Below are 25,050 nucleotides of genomic sequence, written 5' to 3'. Positions count from 1 at the left end.
CCTAGGCTCACTGTTCCAGCGAGGTCGCGGTGACCAAGATGGGGTAGTGCTCGATCTGCAACCGAGCGGCGATGTCGTTACCGTTGACTGGTAGGATGGTGATGCCCGGAGCCGCTGCTCGGATCTGGGACAGGGCTTCGGTATCGGCGACTTCGACGGCCAGGCCGGCCGCGCCCATTTCGCGCAATTTAGCCGCGTGTTGGTGCAGCCAAGCCAGCGACTGGGAATCGTCACCCACCAGAAAGAACGGCTGCAAGCCAGGCATGTTCAGCGGTCGAGGCGTGATCTGGCCCGGGGTCAGCCGAGAACTGCTGACGGGGAGTATCCAAGCCTCATCGGCAAATGTGGACAGGTCGGCATGAATGGCCCGATCGGACGGGACTCTGTCATGTATCGGCAGACCCGTGGCTCGAAGATACGGTTGGGCGAGGTCGCCACTCCGATCCTCGACAGCGGCCAGTTCCGCGTGGGCGAAAGGTGCCAAGAGCAAGATGGAGTAACAGACAAGAGGGATTTGTTTCATGGTGGAGTGACCTGTTCGAAGGAAACTTGCAGCCGTTTGAGTTGCCGGGAAAAACCGGTGCGGTAGCGCGCGGCGGGCGCTCCTCCCGCCGGACGGTGATAGCGCCCGGCAGCCAACACCCAATCGCCAGTGGCGGCGTGCTGCTCACGTAGCAGCTCGGCGGTAACGGCGAGATTTCGATAGGGGTCGAGGGCTTCGCAGGGGCTGGAAAAACGTTGTCCGTGGTAACCCAGATTGGTTTGCCCGAGTCCGGCGTCGATCCGCGTGGCGTTATGTCGGGCGAGTGCCTGAAGCAAGGCCTGGCACGCCGCTTGGCGGTTGGCAAAGCGGTAGGGTGTTCCGGCGATATTCAGCGTCCAGGGCCAGGGCAGCAGCCGACCACGGACGCGGATACCACTCTCTTGTAGAGCGATGGCGAACAGCACCGTCGAAGGGATGTCAGCGCCATGCGCTGCCAGTTGGTAGGCCGGTGGCGGAAACTCGTCGGCCAGGGCAGCGAACGTCACCAGTATGAGCGCAAGGCCAATCAGTCGAGGCGCTGCCATTGTCCATTCACCTGTTGGAAAGTGGCGGGCAGCGACCTTGGCGCGCCCAGGCTGAACCAGTGGCCGCGGTCATGGTTCAGGGTGATCTGCCGACGTTGCACCCGAGCTGGGTCGATGCCCGCTTGCCGAGCCCAGGTGCGGACGCGTTCATCCTCGCCTTTGCTGCCCACCAGGTAGATATCGAACGCTGTGTCACTGCTTTGCAGGCGCTGTGCTTCGGCAATACAGGGCTGGCATTGGTCCTCTACGAACAAGGCTGGGCGGGGTGCGACAGATGAACTGGCAGGGGATGGAGATGCCATTCCTTGGATCGGGAGTAGTCCGGGAAACAGCTTGGCCCATGCGGCGGTGTAAGCATGTTGATAGGCCAGCTCGCGTTCGGCGCGTTTGGCCTCCAGCCGGACCTGCAATTCGGCATAGCGGTGACGCTCCTGATCGGTCTCGGCTTCGACCCCGAGCGCCGTCAACGGATCGAGATTCGGGCTCCAGAAACCGCGCGGACCGGCTTGGATTTGCTCGAAGCGTGACCACTCCTGCTCTGTCAGTCCCCAGCTCGTGGCCTGCCCAGCGTGGGAGTGTTCTAGAGGCGTGGGTCGCGTGTTCTTGGTCAGAGACTGAGTCGCGGCGGTATCTCCCACCGCAGAGCCAATGGCAATCACTGACGAGAGGAAGAGGACGGCGGGCAGCAGTGTTCTGTTCATGATGGTTTCTCAAGGAAACTGCACGGTCTGGTCTGGCTGAGCGTCCACTGCGAAGATGGCTGCGGTTGGCTCCAGCTTTTTCAGGTACCAGGCTCCGATCTGCTCGCCGCGATGCAGCAGTCGAACCTCCACGAGAGAGCGACTGTCATGAGGGGCGATTGCCAAGAAACTTTCACCACCGCGGGACTCGACACCTAATACTGAAAACGGTGGAGAGAGTGGAGTGGGCTTGTGGGGAGCGGTCTTTTTCGGTTTGGCAGCGGAGGGTGTTGGTGTTGGTGTTGGTGTTGGTGATGGCTTGGACTTGAGGTCCAGGAGCTGCTGCTCCACCTGTTCAAGGCGTGCGCGTAGCGCAGCCATGTCTGTCTCGGTGGCACGGGCTGCCAGACCGTCGCGCAGTACCTGTATCTCTTGTGCCCACTGATCCAGCATGGGATCGAGGGTGTTGGCCTGTTGCTCGCCGGTATCGACCAGCTGTTTCAGGTCTCTCAACGCGTACTGCAGTTTCTCCTGCGCGTCCTTGAGGGCACTTGAGTCATGTTGCAGGGTGTCCAGGGTCTGTAGGTGTTGGTTGTTGGTGTTCTGCAGTTCTGCCATGCGCTGATACTGGTTATACAACCCGCCGCTCAGACCGGCGATCGCCAGGCAAAGGATCCCAATGATGAGGGTTTGAAACGTCGAGGCTTTCATGGGCGTGCCTCCGGCTGACGGAACGGGGCAGGCGTGATCGACACGGCGCTGCTATCAGCTTTTTGCTGCTCGAAGCAGACCGAGCGGTTGACGTCGTTGGTCGTGAGTTGCCAGGCCGGGCCGGCCAGCACTTGTAATGCATTGCGCAAAGGGATTGGACCCAGCCGGTAATGGGCCGCCGGCAGGGGGCGGCTGAAGAGCACTGTCACTGGCGCGGCGTCTGGGCAGAGCGAATAGCCCGAGCGCAATAGCACGTAGTGCAGCGCATCCTGCACAGAAGGACTCAGACTGGACGGAATACTCACGTCGATGACTTGAGCAAGAAGGTCTCGTTGCTCTGTGGTGGGCGCAGTGCTGACCAGCGTATAGCGACCATAACGAAGCTCTGCCTGATAACTGCTCTCGGCCGTATCCATCGAGTCCTGGACTCGACTGGGGTCATTATCGATTGTTGGGTTGGGCGACGATGTGTTGGGGGCTTGCGCGGTGCAGGCGCTCAGCATGCCCAGTAGGCAGACCGGCGTGAAAAAACGGCCCATGGAAAGGTCCTCATGTCAGATTCAGTGCAGAACCTGACATGAGGGAAGGGGGTGATTCAGTGAGAAAGGCGACTTAGAGCGGGTCGTTTTTAAGCAGAACACTTCACGTTGCTATTCATCAAAAACGACGAGCCCAGACAAGGCTGCAGCATCGGGATCGAAGATCAATAATCGCACATCCGCCAACGCCGCCAGGTACAACACGTTGACCAACGCTTCCGGCGTGCCGGCATCGAGTTGTTCTTGCCTCAGGTTTGAATAAGGCTTGTCATCAATGTTCAGCAAGTTCTCGTCCGTCCATGGTGTACCGATCAGCTTGCAACCGATACCGTCGCAATCCGGCAAGGTGAAAAGCTCGAACAACAAGCCGGTCAGTTTGGGGGCAGAGTTGCCCACAGACCGCTCCAGGTAAAACATCGCTTCTTCGGGAAGATGTGCAGTGCTGATTTCCCAGACCCGGCTGTAGTGCCCCGTTTCGAAGTTCAAGCGATGGATCACGGCGTGGGCTTCTTCCAAGGAGTACAGGTCGCCGACGTGATGCTGCTTGTTGAGCATTTCGCCGATCACCGCGTAGATCACTTGGCGAACCAACCCGGTGGACTGGCAGCGTTCATCCAACTCATCCGAAATGGATTGGCCTTCGCTGATCAGAGCGAAATCGTCATTGAACACGCAGGGGAACAATTGCAGCCTATCGTCGGGAAGATGGGTTTGCGAGTGGTGCAAAGGGCGATAGCAGGGTGGGCAGTCGTCCTCGTAGGTGATCAGCAACAGTCGTTCGACATGCAGGTTATGGTAGCCGCGAGCAAATGGATTTGAGCCCGTCAGCAGGGATGGGGTTTGGTGCATGGGTTTCATGAGCGTTCTCCAGAATGAAAATAGAAACGAGGCGCCCGAAGGCTCCTGTGAGGGTTAAAGCCAACCGTATTCGGCCATGGACAGCGGACGACCTTTGCCCACGATGAAGTGGTCCAGTACACATACTTCGATCAGTGCCAAAGCCTCTTTCAGGCGGGCGGTCAAGATGCGATCTGCCTGGCTCGGTTCGGTACAACCGGAGGGATGGTTGTGAACCAATATGGCGCCTGCAGCGTTATGGACTATGGAGCGCATAACCACCTGGCGGGGGTATACGCTGACGCCGTCAATGCTGCCGTGAAAGAGGACTTCGAACGCCAGCACTCGGTGTTTTGCGTCGAGAAAGATCACGCCGAAGACTTCATGCTCTTGTTGAGCAAGTTGCAGTTTTAGGAAGGAGGCCACGGCATCAGGTGAGGTCAGCTCGGGGCCGCGGGTGAACAGCCGACGATCCAGAATACGCAGCGCTTCGTCGATCACTCGGTTTTCTTGGGCGATACGATCAGCCTCGACATCCGAGGTTTCAATCAGGGTGAGTTGGGTGCTCATGGTGGTACCTCCGAATAGGATCATCAGGGGCGCACACCCAAGGGGAGTGGTATCCCCTTGGTGGGTATGAAGTCGTGGTCGTTAGCGGATATCGCGTCGTTTACAACCGAGTGAATTGGTGGCGTTGACCTGATTGGGGTGAACCACAACCATCACAGGGCAGTGAGGAAAAGGCTTTTATCCCCCAGCCGGCTTCGGGGTCGAAGTCGGCACTGATGGGCATTAACCGAATCAGTCCGCGTTGGATCGCGGCGATGCGTTTCTCGACTTCATCCGCTGTGTGGTAGAGCGAGAGTGTGCTGTAGTCTTCGTACGCGGCGGCGAACAGGCAGTCGTCGCAAAGCCAAAAGGATTCCACGAGGGTTCTCCTGTGCTGATTGAAGAAAAGGCGCTCGGAGGAGCGCCTTGCTGAGATCTTATGGACCGTTCAGGCAGACTGAGCAGTGCGTGTAGAGTCACGGTGAGCCGTGCGGGGAGAGGGTTGATCTTCTGGTTCGGGCTCCTCAACTTCGGTATCAGCCGACGTTGTGGATGCCTCATTAGTAGGCGCTTGCTCAGCAGGTGCTGTTGCTTCCTGCCTGGCGGGCGCTTTGTACTCGAACGTGCCGTTGACCTTGATCCAGTCAATGAACAACAAACGACCTTTCAGGCTGGCGCCCGGTTGGCCTTGTTTATCACCTTTCTCATAGAGAAACGGATCGATCCACAGGTCGCCGATACGAAACGACAACAACACCTTTTTCTCGGCTTTGACGGCGTCCATGTAGAGACGAATCAAACGTTCAGCTTCGCCTCCAGCGACCTTGCAATCGAAACGGGTGTATTCCACCGCATCGCTGGCTCCGTGCAGGGCTGCGATATCGCAGGCCATGAACGGCTGGCCGCGGCGGACTGGTACTTCACGCACACGGTTGAGATAGCCGATACCGACAGTGTGTAGATTGAAGTAAGTGGTCACTTCTTGGGATTGGTTGGCGTGGGCCATGGTGGTTCTCCTGTTTCAAGGGAAAACGGCGACGCACAAGCCCCGACGGGGAAGTGAGCCCCCGTCAGGGTGGGTAAGGTAAAGATCAGCAATGAACTACCCGTCATCGGCAAACCGATGACGAACAGGACGATGCGTCTAGGTGAGTAGCGGTACAGCAGAAGAGCACCTGCGGTAGAGGTCCGCAGGCCCGGGGGAGTGGGCATTCATCACCGCTGAAGCGGTAACCGTGCGAGCTTCCGAACGCTGATCGCACTTGGGTAAACCACCACGAGCGTGGCGTAGCCTTGAAGGTTCCGGCTACCTGGGCTGTGCTGTCAACGACAGCGAACCACACCCTTTCTATAAGCCTGTCAAAGGGGAGCGTCAAGACGCTGCAACCCGATTTTTTACACTCGGAACACAGTGGCAATCACTGGAATGAAATAAATGAAGAGTCGGCCTGGCAGGAAGCCAGGCGAGGAAAAGAAAAGCCACCTTTGACGGTTTTATGCAGTCGAAAAGCTCCTCGCAAAGCTTGTTTCACTGCGTAACTACTCGCCAACCGACCCTTGTCGTGGCCTGGGTCGGAACCTGCTGGCACGCATCCGCGCACAAAGGGTACCCAGTGTTTCTCCGGCGGGCTCCGGAGTTGAATACGATCGCCGAAGCGGATGACCGCTATTGCCTGGTGGAGGCAACAGCGGTCATCCGCCACGACGATCAGATCGAGCACAATGTGGGAACGTTATTCCAATGAGGAGAAGGCTCCGAACTCTACGAGTCCGACCGAGCTACCCGGAGCTAATCGGTCTTGGGTCGCCATGGGCGATGCATCGGAGGTACTACAGCAGAGGGGCGTAACAGCGTCAAGCCAGAGGCGAACGCCTATTTGCTGCCGAGATGAGCGGCCAATTGTTCGACGGTTGCCAGAATAAAGGCGCGGTCACTTTCTTTCAGTCCGCTCAGCAGACTCGTGATCATCTGACTCTGGTCGTTGGGACGACTGCTCGACTTCGTCAGCAGTTCATCCATCCGGCAGTCGAAAATGTCCGCCAGCTGCATCAGCTTGGCGACGGAAAGCTCCACCAAACCTCGTTCCAGTCGCGATATGGCCTCGCTACCGATCCCCATGCGTTCAGCGACCTCTTCCTGGGTCAGATTACGCTCGGTTCGGTGCTTAGCGATCATGCGCCCGATTTGGGTCTGGGTGGGATGTTTATGTGCCAAGTGATGAGTTCTCCAGTTCAACCCGAATGGTTGAGCAAAGACCCATTGACATGAACATCCTTAACGGTTGAGTATCGACTTATTAGGTTGTTATTTTGACTTAAATAACCGTATACCGCGACGTGGTTTCTATTCCTCCGGGGCTTAGAGACCGAGGTGCCAGCGTGAATGAAGGGTCTGATAGGGCCAAGTTGAGGAATGGTTGAGCATGGAAGGTGAGAGCGATGACGTCATGGACCTAATCTGGGATCGAGCGCTGGAGCTGTTTATCGAGATCCATGAGTCCCCTGGTAACCCCGAACACTTCGACAGTCTTGTCCACTGGCTCAATGAGAGTCCTGCCCACATGCAAGCATTCAACGAACTGGGGCAGATATGGATTTCGGCAGGTATCGCCTTGGCCCGCGAAATTGGACAGCCCTTGAGCGAGTTAGAGATGGAGCAGCCGCCATTGATGATGCACTGACAGTGCATCGGTCCAAGGCTCGAGTGACTGATCTATAGCGTATCAGGAGCGCTGAGCTTTGTTTCTGATCGGCACAATGCCCTTGCAATCTGGGTATCGGGAGCATGACCAGAACGGCCCTGACTTCCCCTTACGCCTATGCATTGTGTTGTTGCAAATCGGGCAATCCGGGCCGGCTTCGACAGGTACCGCCAATGTGAGCGCCCCGCAGTGCTCGACCAACTGCGCGATCCAACCCGCCTGCTTGGCGACGAACGCGTCGAGGGTCAGGCGTCCCGCTTCGATTTCGTCCAGGGCTTGTTCCCAAATCGCGGTCATACCCGGATCCGCGACTGCAGCAGGTACAGCCTCGATCAGGGTATGGGCAGCGGCTGAGGCCATTAAGGCACGTTTTTTCTTCAGCAAATAACCACGGTCGATCAAACCTTTGATGATGCTGGCCCGGGTGGCTTCGGTACCGATGCCGGTGGTGTCGCGAAGTTTCTGTCTCAGGCGTGGATCATTGACCAGCTTGGCCACGTTTTTCATTGCCTTGATCAGATCACCCTCGGTGAGTGGTTTGGGAGCTGTGGTGCGCACGGCCTTGAGCTCGACATCGCTCACGGTGCACTGCGCGCCCTGTTGTAAGGCGGGCAATACCTGGGTCTTTTGACTGGGCTCATCGTCCTCCGAGGCATCGTAGAGCAGGCCTTTCCAGCCTTGGACCAGGATCTGTTTGCCAACGGCCGTCAACCGCTGTCCACCGCACTCCAGTTCGACCTGGGTTCGATCAAACTCATGATGGGGGAGAAATTGTGCGAGGTAATGGCTACGGATCAGTTCGTAGACATTGCGCTCTGGTTCGGACATCCGCGCAAGGTTCGCCGGTTCCGTGGTGGGGATGATGCCGTGATGCGCGGTGACCTTGGCATCGTTCCACGCCCGTGAGCGTAATGAACGATCGAGTTTTCCGAATTCAGGTTGCAGCGCGGGATCCGTTTTGAGCAGGGCATCGAGAACTGCAGGTACCTCGTCGGACATATTCTCCGGCAAATAGCGGCAATCACTTCGGGGATAGGTGGTGGCTTTGTGCGTTTCGTACAGGGCTTGGGCAATATTCAGGACTTCCTGAACGCCGAGCCCCAGCTTGCGCGAGCAGACTTCTTGCAGCGTACTCAGGTCGAAGGGCAGGGGCGCTGCTTCGCGAAAACGCTCTGTCTGCAGCGAGGTTACCGTGGCAGCTCTGCCGCCCGTGATCGCTTGGAGCGCCTGACTGGCAAGTGCCTGTTGCAAGCAACGCCCAGCCTCATCTCGTCCCGAGCTCGGCGGCAACCATGACGCGATGAATAGCTGACCCATAGACGAAAGCTGTACCTCCACGTCCCAATAGGGCACCGGGACGAAGCTGGCAATCGCGCGATCCCGATCGACCACCAGACGTAACGTGGGTGTCTGGACGCGTCCAACCGATAGCACACCGTCGTAGCCCGCCCGCCGACCGAGGAGGGTAAACAAACGGCTGAGGTTCATGCCGATGAGCCAATCGGCGCGGCTGCGGGCGAGGGCGGAGTGGTAGAGCGGGAAGGTCTCCTGACCGGACTTCAGCGAGGACAGCGCTTTGCGAATGGACGCCTCATTAAGTGCGGATAACCAGAGGCGCTGAATCGGGCCGCGATACTTGCAGAGCTCCAGTAACTCGCGGGCAATCATCTCGCCTTCACGGTCTGCGTCGGTCGCGATGACCACGCTGGCGGCTTCATTCAGCAGGCGTTTTATGATCTTGAATTGTGCTGCCGTTTTGGGTTTGACCTCGACTTGCCACTGCGAGGGAATGATCGGCAGATGGTCCAGCGACCAGCGCTTGTATTGCTCGCCATAGGCTTCGGGCGGGGCTGCCTCGAGTAGGTGGCCGATACACCAGGTGACGGTTGTCTCGGCGCCGAGCAGGCAACCATCGCTGCGCCGAGTGGCTCCGAGTATTTTGGCAATGTCACGGCCCTGGGAAGGTTTCTCGCAGAGGAATAAGCGCATAAGACTGCTCCGGATTGGGTCCGGAGCAGAGTTGTTGGAAACAGCCGTGGCAGGATATGAGAAACCTGAATCACAGGATCCTCATATTAGTCAGTGAGGAGCGCTTGGGATGGGACGAGGTTGCTACCCGTCGTAGCCTGGACGACAGAGTGCATACTCACGAGCAGAGAGTAAGAGCGACTCAACAACTTCACGCAAAGGCGCAATTTTTATGCCTAATACCCATCAGCCAGTAGGTTGCTGCCCTCGGCGCTTCTTGGATTTCGACGCTGGTGAACTGACCTGCTCGGTACTTGGCCCGAGGTGTTTCCCAGGTGCGGTCTGTTCGCTGGAGCGTTCCCGCATGACCACGCTTTGCACACGGTGAGGCAGGATGCCGACTCGACGGGCTTCGATCTTGAAGGTCACCCGCGTATTGTCTTCGCTGTCCTCCCACTCATCACGCACCGTGCGGCCCTCGACCAGCACGCGCATGCCTTTCTGGTACAGCGTGCCCCAGTGTTCGGCTTCGCGGTGCCAGAGCTCAACCGGTGCCCAATAGCCGCCTCGATCTTCATAGCTGCCCTCACGCGGCACGGGATTGTCGAAGTACACGTTCAGCCGTAGCAAACGCCGTGGCTCGTCATTTCCTGAGGCAAACTCCTGGAACTCTGGCGCACTGCCGATGTTGCCTTCACCGACGAAAAAAGTACTCATCGTGATATCTCCACTGCTGTTGTGAACTGGCGCAGTAGCAGTTCGGCACTGGCCATTTTGATCGCACAGGTGGTGGCCTGGCGAAATAGCGAATGCACCACGCTCATCTGCAGGTTCAGTGCAATGCGGTCGCATTCGAATCGGTGCAGCCCCTCACGCACGACCTGCGGCAGGGCCTTGTTGCAGAGTTGCCGTTCCCAGACCGCAACCCCCATGCGAGAGAAATCGCGCGTGCGCCAGCGCAGGAAGGTACTGCCGGCGCTGGTGTTCTGCAGCACCAGGCGAATATCCAGCAGTGAGTAAGGCGATTGTCCTGCCTTCTGCACTACTGTCTCCATCAAGCGACATAACTGCGCCTCGATTTCCCTCGCGACCTGCGCCAAGTGCTCCAACTCCCCCTTACCCTTAAAGGGCTTTAAAAGGCCTTTTAGTGAGGCGGCGTGTTCGAGCTGCCGATAGGCATCCGGTGTCAACGCTGCGAGGGATAACGGTTGAGCCGGTTTTACGGAATTCATGCTTCGTCCTCCGGCACATCCACAGCCGCAGATGGTTCACTCGGCTCCTCTGGCAGAGTCTCAGCGTCATCCGTTGGCCCAGCACCACGACGAATGATTGGTGGCGCGAACTGGGAGCGACGATGGCCCTCAAGGATATCCATGGGGGGTAAACCAAATTTGTCGATGGCTGCCAGGGCCCGGGCGTTGTTCGCCGCCATGTCATCGCGTGTAACGCCGGCATGCCGATAGCGCTGTGCCAGGCCGAACAGACTGCGCAGCAGATGGGCGCCGTCATCAATCCAGGCCTCCATGTCGACGCGGCCGATCAGGGCGGTGTGATGGGCCAACAGGGTGCGGCGCACCAGGGTGTCGTAGTCGGTCAGCAGGTAGACCGCCAGGAAGCCTAACTGACTGCCGATGTACAACGGCAAGGCGACGGGGTGGATGTTGAGGTTGTCACCCATGTCGATCTGGGGCGGGAGGTCCTGTTTGACTCGATCCAGTTGCTGGGTCAGTTCCAGCATCCCAGCTTTGGCCTGCATCAGTTTTTCTTCGAGTTGCACCATGGCCCAGTCGGCATAGGGATCGTCTTGGGCAGAAGTCTGTTTGATCAGGTTGGTGACGCTGATGTAGCCGGCCATGCCCATGATCGAGTGGACACCTTCGCGTGCTGTCCGGCCTTGCCAGATACGAGCAGCGTGGTGGGTATGCAGGGTCAGGGTGATGCTGCTGCGCAATGACCCCAGGTTGAGTTGGTAATGATCGGCCACGATGTAGTCCTCGCATAAGCTTGGCGAGAACCTTGCGACGGATGAGTTTCGAGGGCAGCCAAAAAGTTGAATGCGGACTGTTCGGTTTGGTTCGGTCGGAGCAACCGCTAGAGGGAGTTTTTAGCGAGATGCCAGTGGCGTTATTTCCGTGGATAGTTATGGGCATGTTGTCCGGCTTGCACAGATTTGGCTGCTCGCGATCTCACAGTAGAACTCCCTGGATTTGATGCCAGTGGCATCAAATCCACTGACGTCTACTGACGCCCAGGACGTTTACCGCGCAGTTGACGCAATTCATTCAGACACGCTTGGGCGAGAGCGGAGGCGGGTTCGCCCGGTTTTCTGGTCGAGCGCACTGGTGCTGTCAGGGCTGCCTCTGCAATGAATGACGGTTCTGTCTGACCCGTCCAGGGATGAAACTCTCCTTTCAGCGCGCGCTGGATCAGGCCCATCAGATACGCCGCGGGCTTGCGGATACCGCCGGCCGCACAGCGCGCACCGGCCTCGTTGAGCACCGCCTGCCTATCCGCCGGCTTGAGCTTGTTCAGCGCCACGATAGCGGCCTGACGTTCGTTCGGACTCAGGTGCAGCGCATTGGGCCAGAGCATGTTATCCACTGCTGGGGTCGCGCGCGGTACTGTACAAATACTTTCTTTTAATACGGTACAGGCGGCATTCGGATTCCGAACTGTGCCGAAAATACTGGCGTTCAGGCCTGGTTCGGAGTCCGAACGAGGGGCTGTACGATTCCGAACGAGGTGATCGCCACCCAGTTCAGAATCGTGCACCGCGTCGTCGGCTCCCAGGTCTAATCCTTGGCGTATCCAACGATCTCCCCAGCAGTCGAAGCGTGTTGGGAGTCGGTCCCGATCGATATTGGTGTCCTGACGGAGTTCTTCCAGAATGTGTTGGGCGACAATACGCACAGCTTTGGTGGCATGACTGAGGCAATGTCCGATCAGCTCCAGATAGTCCTGATCCAGTTCCATGGCTTCGGCGGGGGTTAATGGCTCATCGTGCAGGACATACAGTGAGCCTTGCAGACGCCCGTTAACCTGATCGCGCCCGCGACTCACCAAGCTGAGCCAGCGAGTAAGCCTGAGCATCGTCAGGACACGAGCGATAGTTTCACGGGAGGCTGACGCGCCGTAAGGTATGCTCGACAGGTAGGGCTGCAGATCCTCGTAGCGCGGTGTGACCATGCCTTGGCCTTGCAGCATTAGTCGAAACACCTGCCAGGCATTACGCTCCAACGGCGTCAGCCGATTGTCCAGCAGCAAGCGACGCGGGACGATTTCGTGTGATTGGCCACTGAACAGAAAGCCAGCCTGCAGAGCCTGGTTGGAGGGTTTTTCGGTAGTAGGGCGAGCGGGCCAGCGTTCATTCAATTGCTGGGTGCATTGCTGAAGGACGCGCTGCCAGCGGTTGGGCGAGACGGTGTTCATGTTGCATTGCTGTAGTGATCGATCTGCTGCCAAACGACGGTCAAGCTGATCTGTTGTTCCTCCGCCAGCATCATCATGGCGTCGAGCTGATCCTCGGTACCGTCTTGCGTCCGCAGCTGACACCAGCGCTGCCAGAGCGCATGTTCCTGCGCTTCGCTCAAGTTCTGCGGTCGACCCTTGCGGGTTTCTATTTTGAGTAGACGTCGACGCAGTGCGGTTTCGGAATGTGCTAAGCCAAAGCATTGGTACATGATGGTGCTGCTGGCCCCCAGCTTGAGGGCTCGGTTGATCAAGCGCTCGTTCTGTTCGTCGCGATCAGCTTGCTCAATCAGCCGATGCAGCACCGGCGAGTCGATCTTGACCTCGACCCAAGGTACGGTGGCATGTGTCAGGCGCGACAGCGTGGTGGGTGGCAAGGACTGCAACAGGTAGATGTCGTCCTCGCCCAGTCCGAGGGCTTTGCAGCGCTGCAGATTACCCAGGCGCAACTCGTGCAGCACTTGGGTTAGCATGGCCTGGTTGAGCACATTGAAGGACAAGCTCATGGCAGCGCCTCCGGTGAGTCGTGTTCAGGGGCAAGCGATAAGTCGATCAGGCGACGGGCCAAACGGATCAGGCGATACAGCTTGATCAACAGTCCGTCGGGTAGACGCTCCAACCCCACGTCCATGACCGGACGGTCTGTCAAAGGGAGTTGATACACACCCAGCAACAGCTGCCCGAACAGGGCTGAGGGCAGTTGTTTGCGATCCTCCCAGTCCACCTCGTCTTGAGCGCGCAGCAGGGCCAAGAGCAGCAGGTGAATGCCGGTGGCACGAGGTGTTGCAAGATCAAGCCACTCCATGTCTAGGGTGAATCCCAATCCGTTCTTCTGATCGATGATGCTCTCGGGACGCCCGGCATAGGCCGCCATTTCCCGCGCCAGACCGGCGATGGCGAAACGCAGTTGCTCGGGGGTATCCAGTGCTGGCGGGATGCTCCAGATATCGTCGGCCACAAGGGCCACGGCGGTTGGCGGCGCTTCGGTGAATGTCTCGCGATCGATCTGTTCGCGAATCTGTTGAACGCGAGAGGGAGGACTGACCGCTGATACGACATTTGTTTCAGGCGGTGTGGGGCGTTCTGGCGTGGCTTCGACCAGGGCTCTGGCCTCATTTGATTTGGAGTGTGGTTCGGAAGAAGTCGGCTGGAGTTTGTGCTCAGTCGAGCCAAAATCAGAGGGCAGAGGCAAAGTCGAAGCCTCACTGTCGTTCGATAGATGGGTGTTCACTGAGGGCAGAGCGACGGCAATGCCAGCCATGGGGAGGGTGCGTTGGGTATTGCTCAGTTCCAAGGCCAGCATGCGGTAGGACTGCCCGAGCAGCCGGCTCATTCGCTCGAGCAGTTCATCTTGGATCTGCTCAAGGTCAAAGGACTCGGGGTCGGCATCGAAGTAGGCCAGGGTGTCGAGCCAAAACTCGGTGAACGCAAGGGTATTGGTGGGATAGCGGTTCCAGGTTTTTTCTGCCTGGCTACGTAGACCGATCAGGCGTTCAATTTGCGGCTTGCCCAATCCGGCATACAGTGTTTGCGGAATAGCGGGCAGCAGATGATCGAGGGTGTCGAGCATCCGGCTGATGTGCGATTGAGAAACCGGATAACCTCCAGCCCCGAGGCGTCTTGCGAGTTCACGTTGCGAGAGTGCTGTTCCATCCGGCTCAAGCATGGTTTTGAGTTTAGCTACGGCCAGCGCACGCTCGATGAAAGTGAGTTGGCCGTGCAGATCGCTTTCGGCCAGATGGCCGAGCAGGGCGGTGACTTCATTCGTCCAAGGTCGGAACAGACAGTGGATGCGAAAGAAGCGTTCGTCGCGTGTTTCTTGCCATAGCTCACCGAGAATCGCCAGGCGGGTGTTTCCGCCGTTGCGGATGATGAACGTCGGTTCTCCCGGGCGGCGGGTGATAGGTGGTGGTTGATCCAGCCCGCGCTCGCGGATGGAGGCTTTGATATCGTCGTACAGCGGATTACGGATGAAGCGTGGGTTGTGCTCGTAGGGGCGCAACTGCTCCAGCGTGACCAGCATGGGGGTGTCGATGACTGGATCGGACAGTCGCTCCACTTCTGGACCCCGAGAGAAATGGTCCTGGTGCAGTTTTTCGGTGATCTCCTCCTGACTGAGCTTCTTCATTTGAACAGCCTCAGTTAACGCCGGTTACGCAAATGGTCACCGACCTCGAACTTAACGATCTCGGCTATTCCTGAATCTTCGAAATACCGAGACAGTTCCGCGAGAAAACGACCCATGGCCGAGCGCCCACGCTGCAGGCGAAAGACCACGGTGCAGTACTCCTCGCTAGGTGGTTGATCTTGTCGGATGGATGGCTGAACGACGATGGGAAACCGATCCAACATCAAAAGACTCCTCGCCAAACGCTGTTGGCCTCAAGGTTAAACAAACAAAATGATTTGGCGCGAAATACCGTCTTCGGAATTCGCCTTATCGAATCTCCGCGTATCTGCTTACCCTAGAAATCGCTTCGCGCCATTCCGGAAACAGCTCGATGGCCAGCGTTTGCATAGTTTTCATTGCTGATTGCGAGCGTCGTTTACGTGACTGGTGAGTTTCAATTCGGTGGGCTGGTAGACCAAGGGAGGCGGCATTGAGATAAGCCACTCGGTCTGGAACTATGGTGTCTAGAACAGAGATGTTGGGAACCCCGGCGAAGGCCTCGCGCAGGCCACGGATGATCATTCGCGTATCTACTCGGATGCTATTTACCTGGTTTAGCAGCAGTCGCAACGGTGGTAGCGTAATACCCAGGTGACGAAATGGTTCGAGTTCACTGAATAGCCTCAAAGTGCCGCGGCGTAGTTCGCGAGCGGCTAGCATTTCCGGTGTGATGGGGGAGATGGCGATATCGCAGGCGAGGATGGCCATCTCCAGCAGCACGCTACGTGCGCCTTGGGTGTCGACCAAAAGCAGGTCGTAACGGGGGCGGAAATCGTCGAGCAAATTGCGCAGCCGTAATCGCCCGTCAGGGGCGTGCAGCAGTAATGTACTCAACTGGCCCTGAGCGTCGTTGGAGATGATCAGGTCGAGCCCTGCAATCACGGTCCTGGAAACAATCTGTGCAGGCGTTGTTAAATTGAGTGCAATGAGCTCATACGCGCCGGCAACAGCTTTCTGGTTCAAGGCGTAATAGCTGGAGAGGGTGGGTTGGCTATCCAGATCGAGCAATAGGACGCGTAAACCAGCATCCGCCAGCAGACCGCCGAGATTGGCAGCTATTGTGGTTTTGCCCACGCCACCTTTCGTGGAGACCACCGATAGCACACGCATAGCATCAAACCTGTTGGCCTAAGCGCTCAACGACCCACTGTTCGATTTCCAGCGAGTCCCAACCTACTGCGCGCAGTCCAATGCGTTTGGCTTGAGGGAATTTACCTTCCTTCATCAAGTTGTAGATGTGAGCGCGCTTGAAACCGGTTTTACGCTCCACCTCGTCGCGCCGCATGATATGACGTTCGAGGGGCGGTTGGAGTAAGTCTGCAGTAGGTAAAAGCTGATTGGACATGATGGTCACTCCTGGCGTTGATTGGCGCGTGATAGGACGTGACGTAAATTGAATAGCAGAAATGGAAGGGAGTCATTGCGCCGCAATTAGGAGGATTGCAGCGCAATACAACTCAGCGCTTGGAGAGGCTGCGCTTGGCAGCGGCGAATTTCTCGTCCAGGGTACGTTTAGAAACGCCAGAGAGTTCCTTGTTGTGAGCAATTAGGGCGTCGACTATCGCGGATTGGGACTTGAAAACCGAGTGAGGTTTGCCGGAAGGGGAATGACCTAACAGTAGATTCAGCATCGCACCGATTATATGAAGATAAGCGGTTTCACTACGGTCGCTGACTTTTCTGTTGCTATTGAGCATAAGTCGAATATGTTCTTTCTCTAATCCGATAGCCTCAAGCTCTGTAGTCAGTTCTTGATAAGCAGTGCTGATATTCTTGACTTGTAACTGGAGAGCTTCTCTGTCAGCTTGCAGCGCGAGGTAAGTCCCAACATTTATGCTGTCTAATTGATTCGATTTTGGGGCGAAAAGGAAGGGCGGTTTTTGCTCAGGATAGTACTGTGACATCCAGATCCGAAGATCGGTGTGACGTACAGTTAACTGCGAGATATCGACAGGAGTGCCACGAGAAACCGTTAGTCCTAGGCAGCCGTAAGGCAGTTCACCATGCTTAACCGCATCGATAATTCTCTCGGTATTTACATACAGGCACGGCCATTGTGGAAATGTCCTCCTTAGAATAGCCAAATTGGTCCAGTCTGACTGGAGAATTTGCGCTTCATAAGCCATTAGAAGACACCAGCGCAGCGCTACCTCTATAGGCCGATAAAAAATTTTACTGTGGCGATTGAAAGCAAGCATCCGCCGAGGACCTCCATAGTCAAATAGACAAAGCCCTCCGGAATGCTTTTCAAATCAAAGCGTAACGAGTCATGACAATGCGCCATGCCCGCATGGGGAGGACCGTATCATCCCTTATATTTTAAGTTTTAATCCGATTTTTTGTCTGATTATCTCCAAATTAAATAAATTAATTATCGATTTTCCATATATATGTAGTTGCGCTATTAGGTTTTAGAGCAGGCGGTCGGCAGGGCCGTTGCCGTATGTCGGGAAGTAGCAAGCGTTGCCTTGCCTACGAGGCGAACGGAAACGGAGCAAAAAATGAAGGTGATCACGCGAAATAATCATCAATATTAATATAAGCAATTTCCATCGATTGGCGTAATGCTATCGAATCACGCGCTACATCCATAATCACCGCAGCATCGAGCGCATCAGCCATTGTAGATAGTGGACCTCTCTTGTTGGTGAGGCACTCGTCCAAGAAGAATTTCTGAATCTGATAGAAACTATCCCAATATGTTCCGTCATCCCAGAACGGTAGTCTTGCGTCGCCGAACTTGTTGGTGTCCCAAGGGACGATGGCGGAACCGTTTTTTCCGATGATTTTGAAGTACACAGACCAAGGGTCGCGACTGCGGTCATCGGCGGAAAAGCTTCCCCACAGATTCGCAATTGTTCCGTTAGGGTATTCAGCAACGATCATCAATTGATCATGGGCTTGCGGGTCATCAAAATGAACATTGGAGCCGGTAGCAAAAATTCTTGCTGGACGTCCTAAGAAGTACAGCATGCAGTAGACGTGGTGTACCATCAGTTCACTCATGGTCAGATCGGGCGATCCCATTTCTGCTGGGTGGCGCTTATTGTATAGCGCCCAAAAATTCAGGATTTCACCCAAGTGACCGGCGTCGATATGAGCCCGCACCCGCTGCATCGTTTCGGCGTATACATAGTTATGTGAGGGCATGCAAACCTTGCCTGCTTCCCGCGCTAATTGCGCCAGTTCCTGAATTTGCGCTGGTCTTTCGCAAATAGGTTTTTCTAGCAGAACATGCTTCTTTGCTAACAACGCTTGCTTCGCGAAAGTAAAATGAGATGCAGCATTGGTGCAAATTATTACGGCATCAATGGCCTCGTCTGCGAGCAATGTCTCCGGAGATGTATAAAAGCGTCCCCCAAATCGCTCTATGAAAAGCTCCGCTCTTTTGGCGGTTCTACCCCAACCGCCCACATATGCATCAGGATCAAGCTCTTTCAACGCTATAAGATGGAGTTCGGCTACATTTCCGAGTCCTATAATCCCAATTTTCATAGCTATTCCTACTGTATTGGACTAGTAGCTAATATCGACCGGTTGGCCGAGCGCCAAGGATTCTGTGGCAGCATCTGCGATCAGCTGAGCAATCAGCCCGTCCTCTGCATTCGGCGTGGGGGAAGTGCCTATGGAAATGCATGAAACAAAATGTTCCATTTCGGCGAGATAAGCGGGGCCGAATCGCTCGAGGAAGAAAGGCTTTGCAACAGGTAAGGTAAAGCCAAGGCTTGTCGCGCTCTCCACCTGATTTTCATGCACATTCTTCACTCGCAGCATGCCCTTGGCACCGTGCACTTCAAGTCTTTGGTCATAACCGTAACTAGCGCGCCGCGAGTTAGAGATCTGGCAGATTTTGCCTGATTTGGTCATTAGCAGTGCAACCGCAGTGTCTACATCATGCAGCTCTTTGATACTTGGATCGATTAAAGCAGCACCAGTTGCGAAAACCCGGGTCGGATTTTCGTTTAGTAGGAATCTAGCTAAGTCAAAGTCATGAATCATCATGTCTCTGAAAATGCCGCCGGAGCCTTTAAGATACTCTCTCGGCGGAGGTGATGGATCTCGGGAAATGATGGACACGGATTCCAGTTCACCAATTTCGCCGGCAGCGAGACGTTTTTGAAGCGTCCCGAAGTGTGGATCGAAGCGCTGATTGAACGCGGTCATGAAAGGGACCCCGGCTGCAGCTACCTTGGCAATGCACTGCCGAACCCTATCAGAGGACATATCGATAGGCTTTTCACAGAAAATCGGCTTCCCTGCGTCCGCCACAGCGTGAATGAACTCGAAGTGAGTGGGCGAGGACGTCGCAATGACTACCGCGTCGATATCATTTGCGCTGATGAGGGCCTGAATCGAACGTGCTTCGACATTGAACCGATTGGCACATGCTTGAGCAGCTGCAGGAACTGCATCGGCTACTGCAGTCAATCTGGCAGATGGAGTCTGCGCAACACTTGCAGCGTGCACATTTCCAATCCGACCGCATCCTAAAACCCCTATTCTGAGCATGAGGAAATCTCTTATTGTTGATGGTTTTCGAGATGGAAAACTATCCAAGACTGGCAGCCAGAGCTCGTCCAAACAACCCCTTGCCGATCGTACTTTTAGATGGCCACTGAAAACTAAAATTTATCAGCTGATTTTTGATGATTTGCAGTGAAGGAGCCGAACGATAATTGGCTAGACGTTGGTCTGATTAAGTCCAGTGTGACGCTGATTTTAACGTAGGGGGCTGACGTGATTGAGTCAGTGCGTTTTCATTAGCCATATAACTTTATGCGTTAAACAAGAAGATTTAAATAACTGTTGGGCAGCGTATGTAGACGCTTCTGCGCGGAGCTTAGCAACTGTTTTTCTTATGCGCGCACGAGTATGGCCTCAAATTATGAAAATACGTACGTGTTGGCGCTCTTGTCCGGTCTGAGTGAGTTAGCCTCCGAGCATACGCGGAGTGCTCCCGTGATAAGTTGCTCGACAAGCAGCATGCACGCCTCGTCATCTAACTGGCGATCATCAAGCCAGTCCGGGAGGCAGTTGAGGAACTGGATAATGGCATGCAGAGCCACCGAGCCTGTATCGTTGGCCGGGAAAGTAGCGTTGGATACTGCGGCAATGAATGCGCTTTCATACAGTTTGCGCTTGTGGACGATCCGCTGCTGCTGAGCATCATCCAGATAGACGAAGCCCTGTAGCGCCAGTCGAAAGGATTGCGGACGCCGACGGTGCATGCGCAGGTGTGCAACGATCAGGTCCGAGAGGGAGCGAGCCTTGGCAGCTCCTTGCCTAGCAGGTTGGACCAGCAGATAGAGCTCGTCATATATCTCCTCTATGAGGTCGAATAACAAAGCTTGCTTGCTAGGGAAGTAGTTGTACAGGGAGCCGGGAGCAAGGCCTACATGGCGAGCCAGTTCCCGCATGCTGACTTGACCGACCCCCTTATTGACGAAAAGCTCTAAAGCTTGAGCACGTATGGTGTCGTACCCCTTGTAAGCTTCAGCTGTAGACATGAAAGCCTCGTCCCGATTTCTTGCCCAGGAAGCCCGCAGCGACTAACTCCCTGAGTAAAGGTGCGGCACGGTATTTCGGGTCACCAAAACCGCTTTGCAAGCTTTCCAGGATGGCAAGCACGGTATCCAACCCAATCAGATCGGCCAGCGCCAAAGGCCCGATCGGCTGGTTGCACCCCAGGCGCATGCTGGCATCGATGGCTTGAGCGTCGCCATTTTCCTGAAGGATGAAGATGGCTTCGTTGATCATCGGAATGAGGATTCTGTTGACGATGAACCCAGGGCGATTTTGAGTATGGATCGCGGTTTTTCCCAGCTGTTCGACCAATGCCTGGGCGGTGAAACAGGTCGTGTCGCTGGTCTGCAAACCACGGATCAGTTCCACCAACCCCATGACGGGCACCGGGTTGAAGAAATGAATACCCATGAAGCGTTCCGGGTGGGTGATGCTGGTTGCCAGTTCTGTGATCGACAACGATGAGGTGTTGCTGGCGATCAGACAGTCCGGGCGAACATGGGCAGCGATCTGTTGCAGAATCGAGTGCTTGAGGGCGAGGTTTTCCGTAGCGGCCTCAATCACCATGTCCATGTCATTCAAATCGATGTAATGAGTCGAGGTGCGGATACGTTGTAGCGTGTCGGTGGCTTGCTCGCGGGTGAGGGTACCCTTGCTCACTTGCCGGTTCAAATTCGTCTGCACGGCGTGCAGGCCTCGCTCGATTGCCTGCTCGCTGATATCGATGAGTAACAGGTCGTGGCCGGCTGCCGCGCACGTCTGGGCGATTCCACTGCCCATCGTGCCAGCGCCGATCACTGCAATGTGACGCAGGGTCATGTAGGTTTCCTGGATTCAGTGTCTGGGAAAATATTGGCTAATCGCGTTTGGCACCGACCATCACAAACAGCGCCCGGGCGATTTGATCGCTTTTGTTGCGCCAGGCGTGACGGGTTCCACGTTGGATGACAACCTCACCGGGCCGGATAAGTTTCTGCTCGCCATTGTCCAGCTCCAGCCAGAGTTCGCCCTGAAGCAGGATGCCGTAGTCGATGGTAGGCGTCGTATGCATGCCTGGATGATCCGGCTCGAAGCATTCGAACAAGCCGGGAAGGGCGCCGCCCAGCTCCTCGATCATCTGCCCGACATCCGTCGGGTTCTGCATCACGGTGTCCGGCGGAAAGTCATAGATCGCCAGGCTGGTTTCGCCTGGCAGGGGGATCAGGGAAGGGTGCCCCTGGGTGGGGTCCTGCTGTGCGTCGGCCGTCGGGCCGGTGGACCACAGGTGCGCCATGGCATGGCCGGGAATGGACTCAAAGTCGCAAGACCGTGGGGCCGCGTCATCGCTGATGAATATGGATTGGCCTGAGGCATCCAGGCCGGTGACGACTCTTCTGATTTTCATGGCATCCCCTGAATCAGTGGCGGGCCTCAACGTGCCCGCCGTTGTGTTGCACCCGTCTGGTTGGTTTCAGGGGCAGATGACGTAGTTACTGAAGCCACCATGACGATTTTCAATGCCGGTGATTGCGCCGTTCACGTCTTCCAGGCTAAAGGCGGTATTTTCGAAGAATGAAAGATCCAGTGCCCCGGATTCCACCATGTCCGCCATGGCTTGCCCTTGTCCTGTGGTGAACCAGGCCGAACCACTGATCTGGATGTCGTTGTCCATGATCCAATGCAGGTCGATGGGGACCTCACCTGCGATGGCACCGATATTGACCAGGTGCCCGCCACGGTGAATGGACTTGAGGGCTTGGGTCAGGGTCTCGTGTGGTGCCCCTGGACCCAGGGCATCGATCACCACATCGACGCCTTCACCGTGGGTGACTTCATTGACCCATTCATGGATGGGCATCGTGCCCAACGTGTGAATTTCAATCCGGCCTGGCGCAGCGAGGTCTTTCACCCGCTGGAAGAGCTCCTGGTTACGAGCTGTGCCGAGGATCTTGCGAACGCCCATCGCCAGCGCCAGCGCGACGGCGCCCAAGCCGAGCGTGCCACTGATGCCATTGATCAGCAGGGTGGTGCCAGGCCCGACATTGGCCTTGAGCATAGCCTTGTAGGCGGTACCCAGGTAGCCCAGTCGTGCGGCAGTCTCGAAACTGAGGTTCTCGGGCAGTTTCACCAGGCTGTATTGCGGAGCAGGGATGTACTCGCAAAGGCCACCGTAGGGGTAGTCTTCGAACATGCGCGGGCTTTTTGGCGTGAAGCCGAAATAGCCATTGAAGGTGTAGGCCGTGCAAGCAATGGTATTGCCCGCACGACAGGCTCGGCAGGAACCACAGTAGCGGCCCGGATTGACGTAGACCCGGTCACCGACCTTGAAATCGTAGACCTGCTCGCCTACGGCCTCGATGACGCCCGTGGGGTCGAGGCCGAAAGTCGCCGGCAGTTTTGGCAGCGGATTCTGCGGGAACCACTTGACCCAATTCGTCAGGATGTTGTGGAGGTTGGGGACGATCCCGCAGGCCTTGATCTTGACGAGCACTTCAGTTGGGCGAATTCCCGGGACGGGCAACTGCTCGATAACCATGGGTTTGCCGCCTTCATACAGGCGGGCGGCGCGCATCGTTTTTGCAGTCATGATGTTCTCCGATACTCATATTATTTTTGTCGTGGTGCGTAATCTGTGGAGCGACACTTCAAAACCTTGGCATCACCGTAACCCGTCTTCGCCTTTCACGTCGGCGACCGCCAGACCGCCCAATCGCGAATGGATCCTGCCGCCTGTCGCCATGGCCAGGCCGAAAGCGATTTCGCCGCGGCGGGGGCCGTCCCACACCGTCATTTCCGCGACACCAAAATGACTGCGGACATAAGCTGCCTGAATATGCCCCAGCGGAATCATCACCCGGCAACCCGGGCCACCGATAGTCTTGGCCGCTGGAACGATTGCCTTGGGATTGCCCAGTGCCTCGCGCATGGCCCAGCCACCCGCTTCGTGCCAGACCGCTCCGTGTTCCAGTTCGCCGTCTTCACCGACAATTGCACCCTTGCCATAAGCCTGTACCTGCGCGGCACCGCCCAGTGCCTGGATCAGTTGCTCGGACAGTTGTGCGCCTAACCCCCTGAGTTCCTGCATGAATGGCAGCAGGTCTTCTTCATACCGACCTGCATAGGGGTTGGTGACCACGGCAGTGGCGACCGCAATGCGCAATGGGGCTGACGCACGTGGGCCTCCCTCGTGGAATATTTCTTCGACGTCCAGTTTGATCTTGCGAACCTTCACCAGCGACATGCTTGCCTCCAGGACAGGAGCCTCATGGGGCTCATTATTTTTTTTGCGACCTTTTGCATTATGCATTTAATGATGTATGGTGCAAGAAATTAGTTTTTGTGCACAAAAAACAGGAGAAAAACATGAAGCTGATTTCGTATCGCAAAGATGGGAAGGCGCATTTTGGCGCAGTGTCAGGTGATGGGGTGGTCGAGCTGACCCGTCGTTTCGCGCAAGTTCCGGATCTCGCCTCCTTTCTGGCCAATCGACTGCTGGTGCAGGAGGCGCGCAAGATCGTAGAGACTGCCCAGCCCGACTATTCGTTTTCCAGTGTCCAGTTGGAGGCCGTCATACCCAATCCCGGCAAGGTGATCTGCGTGGGCATCAACTATGTGGCTCATGCCGAAGAGGCCGGCAGGAAGGTCGGAGAGTTTCCGGTGATATTCCAGCGATTTGCCGAAACGCTACTGCCCCACGGCGAACCGCTGGTCAGGCCAAAAGTCTCGGAACAGTTCGATTTCGAAGCTGAACTGGCCGTAGTCATTGGTAAAGGTGGTGCGCACATCGATCCGGCCGATGCCATGGACCATGTGGCGGGCTACACCTGCTTCAACGATGCCAGCGTTCGGGATTGGCAGTTCCATACGCACCAGTACGGCATGGGCAAGACGTTCAGGAAAACAGGTGCACTGGGCCCTTGGATCATTCCAGCGGAGGAAATTTCCGACTACCGTACGCTGGTGGTGCGGGGCGTTCTCAACGGTGAGCAACTGCAGGAAGGCAGCCTCTCGGAGCTGGCTTTCGACATTCCGCATTTGATCTCCTACGTGTCCAAGGCGCTGCCATGGAACCCGGGCGACATTCTGGCAACCGGCACACCGAGCGGCATCGGCTTCAAGCGCAAACCGCCGATTTTCCTGAAACCCGGCGATGTGTTCGAAGTGGTCATCACTGAAATCGGGACCTTATCGAACGGCGTTATTGACGAAGCCTGAGCGTTGTCCTCTACACAATCATAAAAACTGGAGGTTCCACATGCCCGCGTTACCCACCATTAATTTCACCCATTCCGGCGTGTTCTGCTCGGACCTGGACCGGATGGTCGATTTCTACTGTCGCGTCCTGGGTTTCATCGTCAGCGATAAAGGCGTGGCCTCGACCGGGCATCGCCTGTTCTTCATGACACAGAATCCGGAGCTGCATCATCAGGTCGTGCTCTTTGACGGCAAGCCGGTCGATCTGCCATTCAACCCGATCAATCAGCTATCGTTCCTGCTCAATTCGTTGGATGACCTGAAGACCTACTACCAGTTCGCCAAAAAGAGCGGCATTGAGGGCATCGCCCAAGTGGACCATGGGAATGCCTGGTCGATTTACTTCAAGGACCCTGAAGGCAACCCCGTCGAAATGTATGTCGACGCACCGTTCTATACCGCTCAGCCTTGCAAGGAGCCACTGGATCTCGAGCTGCCGACCGAGGTCATCCTGGCCCAGACCGAGGCGATGTGCAGGCGTCGTCCAGGGTTTCAGACGCGCGAGCAATGGATGGATTCCATCCGAGCGAAAATTGAAGAGCAGCGGGTCCGAATCGCCTGATCGTTCCAGGAACGGGTCAGAAACCCGTTCCGTCCAGTAC

The 25,050-nt window shown here is 56.4% G+C and carries 30 protein-coding genes; 3 read left to right on the top strand and 27 right to left on the bottom strand.

Going from position 1 to position 25,050, the window contains the following annotated elements:
• Positions 1-7 precede the first annotated feature (7 nt).
• From FGE05_RS09530 to FGE05_RS09485, 10 genes are all read right to left on the bottom strand, one after another.
• Entirely contained in the window at positions 8-523 is a 516-nt protein-coding gene (locus tag FGE05_RS09530) for an integrating conjugative element protein (RefSeq protein WP_139644318.1), read from the bottom strand.
• Entirely contained in the window at positions 520-1,068 is a 549-nt protein-coding gene (locus FGE05_RS09525; RefSeq protein WP_139644316.1) for a lytic transglycosylase domain-containing protein, read from the bottom strand. Before FGE05_RS09525 ends, FGE05_RS09530 begins: the two co-directional genes overlap by 4 nt.
• Positions 1,050-1,769, bottom strand: coding sequence for a TIGR03759 family integrating conjugative element protein (locus tag FGE05_RS09520; RefSeq protein ID WP_139644314.1), 720 nt, complete (start codon positions 1,767-1,769; stop codon positions 1,050-1,052). Before FGE05_RS09520 ends, FGE05_RS09525 begins: the two co-directional genes overlap by 19 nt.
• A 9-nt stretch (positions 1,770-1,778) precedes the next feature.
• Positions 1,779-2,459, bottom strand: a complete 681-nt coding sequence (locus tag FGE05_RS09515) for a chemotaxis protein (protein WP_139644313.1) — start codon at positions 2,457-2,459, stop codon at positions 1,779-1,781.
• The gene (locus tag FGE05_RS09510) at positions 2,456-2,998 is read right to left on the bottom strand and encodes a PilL N-terminal domain-containing protein (RefSeq protein WP_139644310.1); all 543 of its coding nucleotides are present in this window, start codon (positions 2,996-2,998) and stop codon (positions 2,456-2,458) included. The genes FGE05_RS09515 and FGE05_RS09510 overlap by 4 nt, the downstream gene beginning before the upstream one ends.
• A gap of 111 nt (positions 2,999-3,109) precedes the next feature.
• Entirely contained in the window at positions 3,110-3,856 is a 747-nt protein-coding gene (locus tag FGE05_RS09505) for an ABC transporter substrate-binding protein (RefSeq protein ID WP_139644308.1), read from the bottom strand.
• Positions 3,857-3,910: 54 nt separating this feature from the next.
• Positions 3,911-4,405 (bottom strand): DNA repair protein RadC, encoded by a 495-nt coding sequence (radC, locus tag FGE05_RS09500; RefSeq protein ID WP_139644306.1) that lies wholly within the window; start codon positions 4,403-4,405, stop codon positions 3,911-3,913.
• A 100-nt stretch (positions 4,406-4,505) separates the two neighbouring features.
• Positions 4,506-4,763 carry a hypothetical protein gene (locus FGE05_RS09495; protein ID WP_139644304.1) on the bottom strand — a complete coding sequence of 86 codons (258 nt, stop codon included), beginning with the start codon at positions 4,761-4,763 and terminating at the stop codon, positions 4,506-4,508.
• Between the two features lie 69 nt (positions 4,764-4,832).
• Entirely contained in the window at positions 4,833-5,390 is a 558-nt protein-coding gene (locus tag FGE05_RS09490; RefSeq protein WP_139644302.1) for an STY4534 family ICE replication protein, read from the bottom strand.
• An 867-nt stretch (positions 5,391-6,257) separates the two neighbouring features.
• Complete coding sequence (locus tag FGE05_RS09485) at positions 6,258-6,599, bottom strand: helix-turn-helix domain-containing protein (protein WP_139644300.1); 342 nt, start codon at positions 6,597-6,599, stop codon at positions 6,258-6,260.
• A 208-nt stretch (positions 6,600-6,807) separates the two neighbouring features.
• On the opposite strand from FGE05_RS09485, the gene FGE05_RS09480 reads away from it, so the two are divergent.
• Positions 6,808-7,065 (top strand): hypothetical protein, encoded by a 258-nt coding sequence (locus FGE05_RS09480; RefSeq protein WP_139644298.1) that lies wholly within the window; start codon positions 6,808-6,810, stop codon positions 7,063-7,065.
• A 42-nt stretch (positions 7,066-7,107) separates the two neighbouring features.
• Here the strand turns inward: FGE05_RS09480 and FGE05_RS09475 are convergent, their stop codons facing one another.
• From FGE05_RS09475 to FGE05_RS09390, 17 genes are all read right to left on the bottom strand, one after another.
• The gene (locus tag FGE05_RS09475; protein ID WP_139644296.1) at positions 7,108-9,075 is read right to left on the bottom strand and encodes a DNA topoisomerase III; all 1,968 of its coding nucleotides are present in this window, start codon (positions 9,073-9,075) and stop codon (positions 7,108-7,110) included.
• Positions 9,076-9,300: 225 nt separating this feature from the next.
• A complete protein-coding gene (locus FGE05_RS09470; RefSeq protein WP_139644294.1) occupies positions 9,301-9,771 on the bottom strand; it encodes a single-stranded DNA-binding protein in 471 nt (156 codons plus the stop codon).
• Positions 9,768-10,286 (bottom strand): DUF3158 family protein, encoded by a 519-nt coding sequence (locus FGE05_RS09465; RefSeq protein WP_139644292.1) that lies wholly within the window; start codon positions 10,284-10,286, stop codon positions 9,768-9,770. The genes FGE05_RS09470 and FGE05_RS09465 overlap by 4 nt, the downstream gene beginning before the upstream one ends.
• Positions 10,283-11,038 (bottom strand): PFL_4669 family integrating conjugative element protein, encoded by a 756-nt coding sequence (locus FGE05_RS09460; RefSeq protein ID WP_139644290.1) that lies wholly within the window; start codon positions 11,036-11,038, stop codon positions 10,283-10,285. The genes FGE05_RS09465 and FGE05_RS09460 overlap by 4 nt, the downstream gene beginning before the upstream one ends.
• A 254-nt stretch (positions 11,039-11,292) precedes the next feature.
• Positions 11,293-12,483, bottom strand: coding sequence for an STY4528 family pathogenicity island replication protein (locus tag FGE05_RS09455; protein ID WP_139644288.1), 1,191 nt, complete (start codon positions 12,481-12,483; stop codon positions 11,293-11,295).
• Positions 12,480-13,028 (bottom strand): DUF2857 domain-containing protein, encoded by a 549-nt coding sequence (locus tag FGE05_RS09450; RefSeq protein WP_139644286.1) that lies wholly within the window; start codon positions 13,026-13,028, stop codon positions 12,480-12,482. The genes FGE05_RS09455 and FGE05_RS09450 overlap by 4 nt, the downstream gene beginning before the upstream one ends.
• Positions 13,025-14,650, bottom strand: coding sequence for a ParB family protein (locus FGE05_RS09445; RefSeq protein ID WP_139644284.1), 1,626 nt, complete (start codon positions 14,648-14,650; stop codon positions 13,025-13,027). Before FGE05_RS09445 ends, FGE05_RS09450 begins: the two co-directional genes overlap by 4 nt.
• A 309-nt stretch (positions 14,651-14,959) precedes the next feature.
• The gene (locus FGE05_RS09435; protein WP_139644279.1) at positions 14,960-15,802 is read right to left on the bottom strand and encodes a ParA family protein; all 843 of its coding nucleotides are present in this window, start codon (positions 15,800-15,802) and stop codon (positions 14,960-14,962) included.
• Between the two features lie 4 nt (positions 15,803-15,806).
• Positions 15,807-16,037 (bottom strand): AlpA family transcriptional regulator, encoded by a 231-nt coding sequence (locus FGE05_RS09430; protein ID WP_139644274.1) that lies wholly within the window; start codon positions 16,035-16,037, stop codon positions 15,807-15,809.
• A gap of 112 nt (positions 16,038-16,149) precedes the next feature.
• Complete coding sequence (locus FGE05_RS09425) at positions 16,150-16,890, bottom strand: hypothetical protein (RefSeq protein WP_139644272.1); 741 nt, start codon at positions 16,888-16,890, stop codon at positions 16,150-16,152.
• Between the two features lie 313 nt (positions 16,891-17,203).
• Positions 17,204-18,187, bottom strand: coding sequence for a Gfo/Idh/MocA family protein (locus FGE05_RS09420; protein ID WP_139644270.1), 984 nt, complete (start codon positions 18,185-18,187; stop codon positions 17,204-17,206).
• Positions 18,188-18,208: 21 nt separating this feature from the next.
• On the bottom strand, positions 18,209-19,273 hold the full coding sequence (gene iolG / locus FGE05_RS09415; protein WP_218938871.1) for an inositol 2-dehydrogenase: 1,065 nt from the start codon (positions 19,271-19,273) through the stop codon (positions 18,209-18,211).
• A 302-nt stretch (positions 19,274-19,575) separates the two neighbouring features.
• On the bottom strand, positions 19,576-20,199 hold the full coding sequence (locus tag FGE05_RS09410; protein ID WP_139644268.1) for a TetR/AcrR family transcriptional regulator: 624 nt from the start codon (positions 20,197-20,199) through the stop codon (positions 19,576-19,578).
• Complete coding sequence (locus tag FGE05_RS09405; protein ID WP_139644266.1) at positions 20,186-21,034, bottom strand: 3-hydroxyacyl-CoA dehydrogenase NAD-binding domain-containing protein; 849 nt, start codon at positions 21,032-21,034, stop codon at positions 20,186-20,188. Before FGE05_RS09405 ends, FGE05_RS09410 begins: the two co-directional genes overlap by 14 nt.
• 37 nt (positions 21,035-21,071) lie before the next feature.
• Positions 21,072-21,599, bottom strand: coding sequence for a cupin domain-containing protein (locus FGE05_RS09400; protein WP_139644264.1), 528 nt, complete (start codon positions 21,597-21,599; stop codon positions 21,072-21,074).
• Positions 21,600-21,665: 66 nt separating this feature from the next.
• Complete coding sequence (locus tag FGE05_RS09395; RefSeq protein WP_139644261.1) at positions 21,666-22,781, bottom strand: alcohol dehydrogenase catalytic domain-containing protein; 1,116 nt, start codon at positions 22,779-22,781, stop codon at positions 21,666-21,668.
• Between the two features lie 72 nt (positions 22,782-22,853).
• Positions 22,854-23,435 carry an amino acid synthesis family protein gene (locus tag FGE05_RS09390; protein ID WP_139644259.1) on the bottom strand — a complete coding sequence of 194 codons (582 nt, stop codon included), beginning with the start codon at positions 23,433-23,435 and terminating at the stop codon, positions 22,854-22,856.
• Between the two features lie 122 nt (positions 23,436-23,557).
• On the opposite strand from FGE05_RS09390, the gene FGE05_RS09385 reads away from it, so the two are divergent.
• Both FGE05_RS09385 and FGE05_RS09380 read left to right on the top strand, forming a co-directional pair.
• Complete coding sequence (locus tag FGE05_RS09385) at positions 23,558-24,409, top strand: fumarylacetoacetate hydrolase family protein (RefSeq protein ID WP_139644257.1); 852 nt, start codon at positions 23,558-23,560, stop codon at positions 24,407-24,409.
• 40 nt (positions 24,410-24,449) lie between these two features.
• Complete coding sequence (locus FGE05_RS09380) at positions 24,450-25,010, top strand: VOC family protein (protein WP_139644255.1); 561 nt, start codon at positions 24,450-24,452, stop codon at positions 25,008-25,010.
• Positions 25,011-25,050 lie beyond the last annotated feature (40 nt).

The organism is Pseudomonas sp. ICMP22404 (assembly GCF_006227205.1).
Classification (GTDB): Bacteria; Pseudomonadota; Gammaproteobacteria; order Pseudomonadales; family Pseudomonadaceae; genus Aquipseudomonas.
Note: the sequence above shows the minus strand (reverse complement) of the source record. Positions and strands in the feature narration are given on the sequence as shown.